General features: G+C 60.6%; 6 protein-coding genes. 5 read left to right on the forward strand and 1 reads right to left on the reverse strand.

The genetic code is table 11. The annotated features are described in order from the left end of the window. The first annotated feature begins 39 nt into the window (after positions 1-39). From pvdM to ACM6IN_RS14995, 5 genes are all read left to right on the forward strand, one after another. Entirely contained in the window at positions 40-1,410 is a 1,371-nt protein-coding gene (pvdM, locus tag ACM6IN_RS14975) for a pyoverdine-tailoring dipeptidase-like protein PvdM (protein ID WP_414916276.1), read from the forward strand. Then, positions 1,407-2,693, forward strand: coding sequence for an aminotransferase class V-fold PLP-dependent enzyme (locus ACM6IN_RS14980; RefSeq protein WP_414916277.1), 1,287 nt, complete (start codon positions 1,407-1,409; stop codon positions 2,691-2,693). Before pvdM ends, ACM6IN_RS14980 begins: the two co-directional genes overlap by 4 nt. Before the next feature lie 37 nt (positions 2,694-2,730). Continuing rightward, positions 2,731-3,618, forward strand: coding sequence for a formylglycine-generating enzyme family protein (locus ACM6IN_RS14985; RefSeq protein WP_007913354.1), 888 nt, complete (start codon positions 2,731-2,733; stop codon positions 3,616-3,618). A 109-nt stretch (positions 3,619-3,727) separates the two neighbouring features. After that, complete coding sequence (locus ACM6IN_RS14990; protein WP_095111780.1) at positions 3,728-5,377, forward strand: cyclic peptide export ABC transporter; 1,650 nt, start codon at positions 3,728-3,730, stop codon at positions 5,375-5,377. Positions 5,378-5,491: 114 nt separating this feature from the next. Next, positions 5,492-7,972, forward strand: coding sequence for a TonB-dependent siderophore receptor (locus tag ACM6IN_RS14995; RefSeq protein ID WP_414916278.1), 2,481 nt, complete (start codon positions 5,492-5,494; stop codon positions 7,970-7,972). Positions 7,973-9,249: 1,277 nt separating this feature from the next. Here the strand turns inward: ACM6IN_RS14995 and ACM6IN_RS15000 are convergent. Then, positions 9,250-10,206, reverse strand: a complete 957-nt coding sequence (locus ACM6IN_RS15000; RefSeq protein WP_007917116.1) for an alpha/beta hydrolase — start codon at positions 10,204-10,206, stop codon at positions 9,250-9,252.

Here is a 10,206-nt window from a genome sequence, read left to right on the forward strand (position 1 = left end):
TGCGCCTGCACCTCGACGGCGAACCTGAATGAGATGGCAATGACAAAACCGCGTTCGAAAAAGGCTCTATTTATCGGCCTGCCGCTGGCCTTGGCGATCAGCGCCGGCGCAGGGTTTCTGGCCTGGGATTACTGGTTTCGGGACAACCCCGGCTACCCGGTAAAAGTGATGAAACAGGCGACCGAGTTGCAGGATCGCATCCTCTCGTTTGACAGCCACATCACCGTACCGCTGAGTTTCGGCGCCCACGGCAACGAAGCCGACAAGGACGGCTCCGGCCAGTTCGACCTGATCAAGGCCAATCGCGGGCGCTTGTCGGGCGCTGCGCTGACCGTGTTCGGCTGGCCGGAAATGTGGAATGGCCCCAATGCCCCGCATCGCCCCACCGAAGGTTTTGTCGAAGAAGCCCGCAACCAGCAGGAAGTCCGTTACAAGATCATCACCGGCATGGTCCGCGACTTCCCCAATCAGGTCGGCATCGCCTACACCCCGGATGATTTCCGCCGCCTGCATGGCGAAGGCAAGTTCGCGATTTTCATCAGCATGCTCAACGCCTATCCGCTGGGCAACGACCTGAGCAAACTGGACCTGTGGGCCGGGCGCGGCATGCGCATGTTCGGCTTCAGCTACATCGGCAACAACAGCTGGGCCGACTCGTCGCGGCCGCTGCCGTTCTTCAATGACTCGCCGGACGCCCTCGACGGTCTCTCCGATATCGGCAAGCAAGCGGTGCAGCGTTTGAACGATCTGGGCGTGATCATCGACGTTTCGCAGATGTCGACCAAAGGCCTGGAACAGGTTGCGCAGTTGAGCCGCACGCCGTTGGTGGCCTCGCACTCGGCGCCGCGTGCGGCAGTGGATATTCCGCGCAACCTCAGCGACAAGGAACTGCAACTGATCAAGAACAGCAACGGCGTGGTTCAGGTGGTTGGTTTCTCGCAGTACCTCAAACCGCTGACTCAGGGCACGCAGGACAAACTCAACGCCCTGCGCGCACGCTTCGATCTGCCGCCACTGCCAAACCTGGCCATGGCGCTGATGCCGGGCGATCCGATCATCACCGCATGGTCGGAACAGAAACTCGGCCAGTACGCCAGCGGCCTCTACGGCATCCTTGAAGAAGAACCCAAAGCGACCCTCAAGGATCTCGGTGACGCCATCGATTACACGGTGCGCAAAATCGGTATCGACCATGTCGGCATCTCGTCCGACTTCAACGACGGCGGCGGCATCAAGGGTTGGGAGAACGTTGGCGAAATCCGCAACGTCACCGCCGAACTGATCCAGCGCGGCTACTCCGAAGCGGACATCGCCAAGCTGTGGGGCGGCAACTTCATGCGCGTCTGGGATCAAGTGCAGAAAGCCGCGAAACCGGCGCTGATTTCCCGTCAGGACACTGCCAAGCCATGACTGACCGCCGGACCTTTCTGAAACAGGCCGGTGTGATGGCGGCTGCCCTGCCATTCGGCGCCAGCCTCGCGGCGCCGGCAATGGCCACGACTTCGCCAGTGGCTTCTGCGAACAAATGGACGCAATTGCGCCAGCTGTTCGATCAGGACCCGCAGGCGATCCACTTCGCCAACTTCCTGATCACCTCCCATCCCAAACCCGTGCGCGAAGCCATCGAACGCCATCGCGCCACGCTCGACCGGAATCCGGGACTGGCGATGGATTGGGATCTGGGGAGCAACGAACAATTGCAGCAAAACGTGCGGGTCTGGGCTGGCAAGTATCTGCAAGCCAAGCCCGGCCAGATCGCCCTCACTGGCAGCACCACCGAAGGCCTGGCGATGATTTATGGCAGCGTGCAGGTGCGCGCGGATCAGGAAATCCTTACCACCGAACACGAACACTATTCCACGCGCAACATCCTCGATTTCCGCAGCCGCCGCGATGGCACCCGGGTGCGCAAACTCAAGCTGTTCGAAACGCCGCAAAGCATTTCCATGGATCAGGTGCTCGACACGATCAACCGCAACATTCGCCCTGAGACCCGCGTACTCGGCATGACCTGGGTGCATTCGGGCAGCGGCGTGAAATTGCCGATCAGCGATATTTCGCGGCTGGTCGATGAACACAACCGTCAACGTGACGACAAGGACCGCTTGATCTACGTGGTCGACGGCGTGCACGGCTTTGGTGTCGATGATCTGAGTTTCCCGCAGATGAACTGCGACTTCTTTATCGCCGGCACCCACAAGTGGATGTTCGGCCCACGCGGCACCGGCATCGTTTGCAGCCGCAGCGAAGAACTGAAGTACGTCAGCCCGAGCGTGCCGACGTTCTCCGAAGCCACTTCCTTCGCCACCATCATGACCCCGGGCGGCTATCACGCCTTCGAGCATCGTTGGGCGGTGGACGAAGCGTTCAAATTGCACCTGCAACTGGGCAAGGCCGACGTTCAGACGCGCATTCATCAGCTCAACAGCTATCTGAAACAGCGCCTGCGCGAACACGCGGACATCGAACTGGTGACCCCGCTCGAGCCGAAATTTTCTGCCGGTTTCACGTTCTTCCGGGTCAAGGGCCAGGACAGCGACGAAGTGGCTGCCTACCTGATGCAAAACCGGGTGATCTGCGATGCGGTCAGCCGCGACGTCGGCCCGGTGATTCGCACGGCGCCCGGTCTGCTCAACAACGAAGCCGAAGTGGAGCGTTTCATGGCCCTCCTCGAAAAAAAACGGCGCGCCTGATCCCTCGACTCCAGTTTTCCTTTCACAGAGACGACTCATGAAAAAGCCTCACGCCTGTTTCACCTTCAAGGCCCTGCCCGCGCTGGCCCTGACCGCGCTGTGCGCCGGCCTGCTGCCTGGTGCTGCTCAAGCGGCGACGCCGCCGGCGCCGGGCAAAGTGTTCAAGGACTGCAAGGACTGCCCGGAAATGGTCGTGCTGCCGACTGGCACCTTCACCATGGGCACCCCGGATGACGAAGTCGGCCGCGAACCGGACGAAGGCCCGCGCCACGACGTGACCTTCAGCAAACCGTTCGCCATCAGCCGCTTTCAGGTGCTGGTCGGCGAGTGGGACGCGTATGTGCGCGAAACCGGCAACAAGCCTTACGACTTCGATGATCGCCCGGGCCGCCGCTGCACCGCTGGCAAACCGGAATTCAAACAGACTGCCCGCGACCCGGCCGTGTGCATGAACGTCGCCGAAGCCCAGGGCTACATCGATTGGTTGTCGAAAAAAACCGGTCATGCCTATCGCCTGCAAAGCGAATCGATCCGCGAGTACGCCGCACGCGGCGGCAGCAGCGGGCCCTTCCCTTTCCCGTTCGATGAAGGCAACAACTACCAGATCTCCAAACACGCCAACACCTATGGCGCCGCCGACGGTTACAACTTCACCTCCCCGGCCGGCACATTCCCGGCCAATGCCTTCGGCGTTTACGACGCTCACGGCAACGTCTACGAATGGACCGCCGACTGCTATCACAAGGATTATTCCGGCGTACCGAACGACGGTCGCCCATGGACTCAGGAAAACTGCGAACGCCAGGTCATGCGTGGCAACGACTGGGGCGAGGCGCCGGTGTTCTCGCGTTCCGGCAACCGCAACAGCAGCTGGCCAACCAGCAAGGGCGACTGGCTCGGGTTTCGCGTAGTGCGCGACCTCTGATCCTGCCCGCCACGACCGCAGTGCCGTCTGCGGTCGTTTAAAGAAAGTCCGTGACCATTCGTTTTCCTTTAGTACCGGCACTCCCTCCGCACCGAAGCAGGAATCCTCCATGACCAAGCCTACGCGTGGGGCGATCAACGAATTGTTCGCCTTGCTCAAGCCCTTCCGCCTGATCGTCTCTGTGTCCATCGTGCTCGGCATGATCGGCGGCCTGAGCGTCACCGTGCTGCTGGCAACCATCAACAATGCCCTGCACTCCGACGACGGCCTGACCCGCACGGTGGTGATGATTTTCGCCGGCCTCTGTGCGCTGGCCTTGCTGACGACGATTCTGTCCGACATCGGCACCAACTACGTCGGCCAGCACATCATCGCCAAATTGCGCAAAGAGCTGGGGGAGAAGGTCTTGTCGGCGCCAATCGACCAGATCGAACGCTATCGCAGCCACCGGTTGATCCCGGTGCTGACCCACGACGTCGACACCATCAGCGACTTCGCTTTCGCGTTTGCCCCGCTGGCGATATCCATGACCGTCACCCTCGGCTGCCTCGGCTATCTGGCCATGCTGTCCTGGCCGATGTTCCTGATGATGCTGGTGGCGATTGCCATCGGCACGACCATTCAGGCGATTGCCCGGGCCAAAGGCATGCGCGGTTTCTACGCCGCCCGTGATTCCGAAGACGAACTGCAAAAGCACTACAACGCGATTGCCGAGGGTGCCAAGGAACTGCGCATTCATCGCCCGCGTCGCCAGCGTATGTTTGTCGCCGGGATTCAGAAAACCGCCGAGAAGATCTGCGACACCCAGATCAAATCCATCAACACCTTCGTCATCGCCAAGTCCTTCGGCTCGATGTTGTTCTTCGTGGTGATCGGCATGGCGCTGGCCCTGCAATCCTTCTGGCCCAGCGGCGACAAAGCGGTAATGAGCGGCTTCGTCCTGGTGCTGCTGTACATGAAGGGGCCGCTGGAGCATCTGGTCAGCACGTTGCCGATCATCAGCCGTGCGCAGATTGCCTTCCGCCGCATCGCCGAACTGAGCGAGCAATTTTCCTCACCCGAACCGCACCTGCTGCTGGAAGATCAGGGCAAGAAACCCGGCGCGGTCAACAGCCTCGAACTGCACAACGTGCGTTACGCCTTCCCGCCTGTGGAAGGCAGTGAGCCGTTCCGTCTGGGGCCGGTGAACCTGCGTATTGAACAGGGCGACATCGTGTTTATCGTCGGCGAAAACGGTTGCGGCAAAACCACGCTGATCAAATTGTTGTTGGGTTTGTATGCGCCGACCGAAGGCGAGATCCGCGTCAACGATCAGCCGATCACCGCGCTCAACCGCGATGACTACCGGCAGAATTTCACGACGATTTTTGCCGACTATTACCTGTTCGACGATCTGATTCAGGGCGACCGCGAAGTCCCGCAGGACGCGACCCGCTACCTCGAACGTCTGGAGATCGCGCACAAGGTCAGCGTGCGCGACGGCGCGTTCAGCACCACCGATTTGTCCACCGGCCAGCGCAAGCGTCTGGCACTGGTCAATGCCTGGCTCGAAGAGCGGCCGGTGCTGGTGTTCGATGAATGGGCGGCCGATCAGGACCCGACGTTCCGGCGTATTTTCTACACAGAGTTGTTGCCAGACCTCAAACGTCTGGGCAAGACCATCATCGTGATCTCCCACGATGACCGTTACTTCGACGTCGCCGATCAACTGGTGCGCATGGAGGCCGGCAGGGTCAAGAGCGAACTGCAAACCGCTTGATCGACGCGGCCGCGGCCAGGCCGGAAAAATAATTTTCCGGTTTGCCGCGGCTTCCTCGTCTTAATGAGATGAATAAGAACCATTAACAACTATACCTGCCAAGGTCTTAACCTCATGTCCGCATCCCGTTTCATGCTTCGCCCTCTGACTCGAGCCCTGCTGGTGCACGGCGCGACACGCACTCGACTGGCCGGCACCGGCCTTGGTCTGGCACTGACACTCACGGCAGCGCCGTATGTCCAGGCCCAGGAATGGACCCTGAACATCCCGTCGCAGCCACTGGCGCAGGCGCTGCAAACCCTTGGCCAGCAGACCAGCCTGCAAATCATCTACAGCCCGGAAAGCCTGCAAGGTTTGCGCTCCAGCGCACTCAACGGCCGCTACCAGGACGATGAGTCACTCAAGGCGATGCTCAACGGCACCGGCATCCGCTACCAGCGTGACGGCAACACCGTGACCGTCCTCGGCCCGGCCACCGGCAGCGCGATGGAGCTGGCCCCGACCAACGTCAACGCCAGCCGCCTAGGCGCCACCACCGAAGGCAGCAACTCCTACACCACCGGTGGCGTGACCATTGGCAAGGGCGTGCACTCGCTGAAGGAAACCCCGCAGTCGGTCACGGTGATGACCCGCAAGATGCTCGATGACCAGAACCTCAACACCATCGAACAGGTGATGGAAAAGACCCCGGGCATCACCGTGTATGACTCGCCCATGGGCGGCAAGTATTTCTACTCGCGCGGCTTCCGTATGACTGGCCAGTACCAGTACGACGGCGTGCCGCTGGATATCGGCAGCAGCTACGTGCAGGCCGACAGCTTCAACAGCGACATGGCCATCTATGACCGCGTGGAAGTCCTGCGTGGCGCGGCCGGCATGATGAAAGGCGCAGGCGGCACCGCCGGTGGCGTCAACTTCGTGCGCAAACGCGGCCAGGACACTGCGCACACGCAACTGTCGCTGTCGGCAGGCACCTGGGACAACTATCGTGGCCAGGTCGACACCGGCGGCCCGCTGAACGACTCCGGGACCATCCGTGGTCGCGCCGTGGTCACCGAACAGACCCGTCAATATTTCTACGACGTGGCCAGCCGCAAGGATCAGATCTACTACGGCGCCCTGGACTTCGACCTCAGCCCCGATACCACCCTGGGTCTGGGCTTCGCCTGGGAAGATGTTGACGCCACCCCGTGCTGGGGCGGCCTGCCGCGTTACGCCGACGGCTCCGACCTGCACCTCAAGCGCTCCACCTGCCTGAACACCGCGTGGAACAACCAGCGCAGCAAACGCGCCACCTACTTCGCCGACCTGAAACACCAGTTCAACGACGACTGGTCGCTGAAAGTCGCCGGGGTGTACTCGCGTAACACCCAGGACATGGAATACGCCTTCCCGAGCGGCGCGGTACCGGTCGGTGCCACCGCATCGAACACCCTGATGCTGGGCAGCATTTACGCCTACGACCAGCGCGATTACGGCTTCGATGCCTATGTCGACGGCAAATTCGACGCCTTCGGTCAGCAACACGAACTGACCATCGGCGCCAACGCCAGCCGTTCGCACAAGGATGACTTCTACGCCGTCGCCGCGCTGCCACAACGGCAGAACGTGCTCGACCCCAACCACCACATCCCGCAACCGGACGAAAGCTACTACCTGGCCAACGCCTCCCGTGGCGGCCCGGTGGACATGCACATCAAGCAATACGGCGCCTACTCGATCGCCCGCCTGAAACTGGCTGATCCGCTGACCCTGGTCCTGGGCAGCCGTGTCAGCTGGTACAAGTCCGATACCGATTCGGTGCAGTACTTCCGTGGCGAAGGCACCCAGGTCGATACCGAGTCCACCGAAACCGGCCAGGTCACGCCGTTCGCCGGTGTGCTGTTCGACCTCAATGACAACCTGACTGCCTACGCCAGCTACACCGACATCTTCACCCCGCAAGGCGCCTACAAGACCATTGATGGCAGCACCCTCAAGCCATTGGTCGGGCAGAGCTACGAACTGGGGATCAAAGGCGAGTGGTTCGACGGTCGTCTGAACAGCTCCTTCAACCTGTTCCGCACCATTCAGAAAGATGCCGCCCAGGATGACCCGCGTTGCGAGGACAGTTCTTGCTCGATCAACTCCGGCAAGGTTCGCGCGCAAGGCTTCGAAGCTGAAGTCAGCGGTGAAGTGATTGACCGCCTGCAATTGCTCGCCGGTTACACCTACACCCAGACCAAGGTGCTGGAAGATGCCGACGCCACTCAGGATGGCGTGGTTTACAACTCCTATGTGCCGCGCCACTTGCTGCGTGTGTGGGGTGACTACAGCCTGAGCGGGCCACTGGATCGCGTGACAATCGGTGCGGGTGTCAACGCGCAGACGGGCAACTACCGGACTTCGCCTTTGGGCGGTGACAACATTGATGGCGCCGGTTATGCGGTCTGGAACGGTCGCATTGGCTACCGTATCGATGACACCTGGTCGGTGGCGCTTAACGGGAACAACCTGTTTGACAAGCGTTACTACTCGACCATTGGTACCGAAGGGTTCGGTAACTTCTATGGTGATCCGCGTAACTTCGTGATGTCGGTCAAGGCTGACTTCTGATTGGGTGTGATGTGAGAGAGCCCCGCTTTGGCGGGGCTTTTTTTCGCCTGTTGGTCTTGGTGGCCTTGGCGGCTTTGGGGCCGACCATGCTCCTTGGGTTTTGGGGGCATATCCGTTGCTGCGGGTGGTGCCGCTGGCGGTTTCGCTCTTACAGCGAGTCACCTTTTCCAAACGCCGAAAAGGTAACCCAAAAGGCTTTGCCCCGGCGTACGGCACTTCGCTGAGGCTCAGTGTTCCCTCGCTACGGTGTCCATCCGGGGGCATCGCCTACGGTTTGCTTCGCTGCACCTCCTCTCGATGTATGCGGCTGCGCCGCACGGCGCTGCGCGCCTACCCCCGGATGAACACCTCCGCTCGGCCTGCCGAAGGGACAAAAAATCAAAAGCCAAAGCCAGAGCCAGAGCAAGAGCAAGAGCAAGATCAAAAGCCCCTCACCCTAACCCTCTCCCGGAGGGAGAGGGGACTGATTGAGGTGTTTGGGAGAGCTATACCGACTTGCGATACCGCATTGAACTCAGGCTCTAAAAAAGCAAACCAATCAGCCCCTCATCCTCCAAAAAAAGAGAGGAATGATTGAGGTAATTGGGCGAGCTACGCTGACATGCGATACCGCGCTGAACTCAGGCTCTAAAAAGCAAACAAATCAGCCCCTCACTCTCCAAGAAAAAGAGAGGACCGATCGAGGTGTTTGGGCGAGCTACGCCGACGTGCGATACCGCGCTGAACTCAGGCTCTGAAAAGCAAACAAATCAGCCCCTCACCCTCCGAGAAAGAGGGGACTGACTGAGATGTTTGGGAGAGCTACGTCGAAGTGAAATACCGAGTCGAACTCAGATTTTGAAAAGCCCAAAAATCGGCCCCCTCTCCCTCTGGGAGAGGGCTGGGGTGAGGGGTGAATCCAACACCAATCCTAAGCCGAACACGCTGTTGCTCCTCACCACTCAACAGGATGAGCGTTAGCTCGGCTGCGGCTTTTGATCTGCAAGGCGACGTCGGAAGGCTGAGTGGAGGGATTGATCCGGGCGTGGGAGCGCAGCGACCGTTTGGCGCAGCCAAACACAGCGAGAGGAGGTGCAGCGAAGCAAACCGTAGGCGCTGCGCCCGGATCGATCCCGGAGCGAAGGAACCCCGAGCTTTAGCGAGCGGGCCGCACGTAGGAGCAAGCCTTTTGGGTTACCTTTTCGGCGTTTGGAAAAGGTGACCCGCCGTAAGGGCGGAACCCTAATCAGCCGTTACCGCAGCAACGGATATTCACCCAAAACCCAAACACCCCCCAATCACCCCAACACCCCCGCCAACGCCCGGCTCAGGCGTTCATGCACCCGCAAAACATCAGGCATCACCGAAGCCATCCGCAGCAAATCATGCGTCAGCCCCGGACAGTGCTCAACCTCGACACTCACCCCCTGCCCACGCAGTTTGTCAGCATAAGCCTGCCCCTCATCAAACAATGGATCGAAGCCCGCCAACAACACAATCGCCGGCGCCACACCGCGCAGATCCTCCGCCAACAACGGCGAAAAGCGCCAATCCAGATAGTCTTGCGGACTGCGAGCGTAATGCTGATAAAACCAGTCAAGCGTATCGTTCTCCAACAGATAACCCTCACTGAACAACAACCGCGAATCGTGCACGCGCGATGCATCGGTCACCGGATAGCACAACAACTGTGCCTTGGGTGCGATGGCCACAGTGTGCGGTTGCACCACCGCCTGCAGCGCCAGCACCGTGGCCAACGTGGCACCGGCGCTGTCGCCACCAAACGCCACGCGTGAGGCATCAAGGCCAAGACTTACGGCGTTTTCCGCCAACCATGACAAAGCGTCTTCGCCATCCTCCAGTGCCGTTGGAAAACGATGCTCCGGGGCCAGTCGATAGCCGACCGACAACACCGCACACGGCGTGCGCTGGCAAAACTCGCGGCACACACCGTCGTGCGAATCGAGGCTGCCGACAACAAAACCACCACCATGGAAATACACCAGCACCGGCATCGGCGAGGCCCCAGCATTGGGGTGATACAGACGCAGTGCCAACGGCGCACCATCACGTGCCGAGGTGTCGATTTCGCTGACCATCAGGTCTTGCGGCGCCGGCCAGCGCAATTGCGCAGTGGTCTGCTCGAAAGTCGCGCGGGCTTCGCTCGGGGTCATTTGGTGCATGGCCGGCAGGCCGGCGTCCTGGCTGTCTTGGGCCAGGTCGAGAAAGGCTTCCAGATCAGGGTGTAACGACAT

This window comes from Pseudomonas sp. IT-P395 (assembly GCF_949767675.1).
In the GTDB taxonomy this organism is placed as follows: domain Bacteria; phylum Pseudomonadota; class Gammaproteobacteria; order Pseudomonadales; family Pseudomonadaceae; genus Aquipseudomonas.

What these genes read in the sequence shown, in the direction of transcription:
- pvdM (WP_414916276.1), top strand. Translation starts at nt 40, where the DNA reads ATGACAAAACCGCGTTCGAAAAAGGCTCTATTTATCGGCCTGCCGCTG.
- ACM6IN_RS14980 (WP_414916277.1), top strand. Translation starts at nt 1,407, where the DNA reads ATGACTGACCGCCGGACCTTTCTGAAACAGGCCGGTGTGATGGCGGCT.
- ACM6IN_RS14985 (WP_007913354.1), top strand. Translation starts at nt 2,731, where the DNA reads ATGAAAAAGCCTCACGCCTGTTTCACCTTCAAGGCCCTGCCCGCGCTG.
- ACM6IN_RS14990 (WP_095111780.1), top strand. Translation starts at nt 3,728, where the DNA reads ATGACCAAGCCTACGCGTGGGGCGATCAACGAATTGTTCGCCTTGCTC.
- ACM6IN_RS14995 (WP_414916278.1), top strand. Translation starts at nt 5,492, where the DNA reads ATGTCCGCATCCCGTTTCATGCTTCGCCCTCTGACTCGAGCCCTGCTG.
- ACM6IN_RS15000 (WP_007917116.1), bottom strand. Translation starts at nt 10,206, where the DNA reads ATGTCGTTACACCCTGATCTGGAAGCCTTTCTCGACCTGGCCCAAGAC.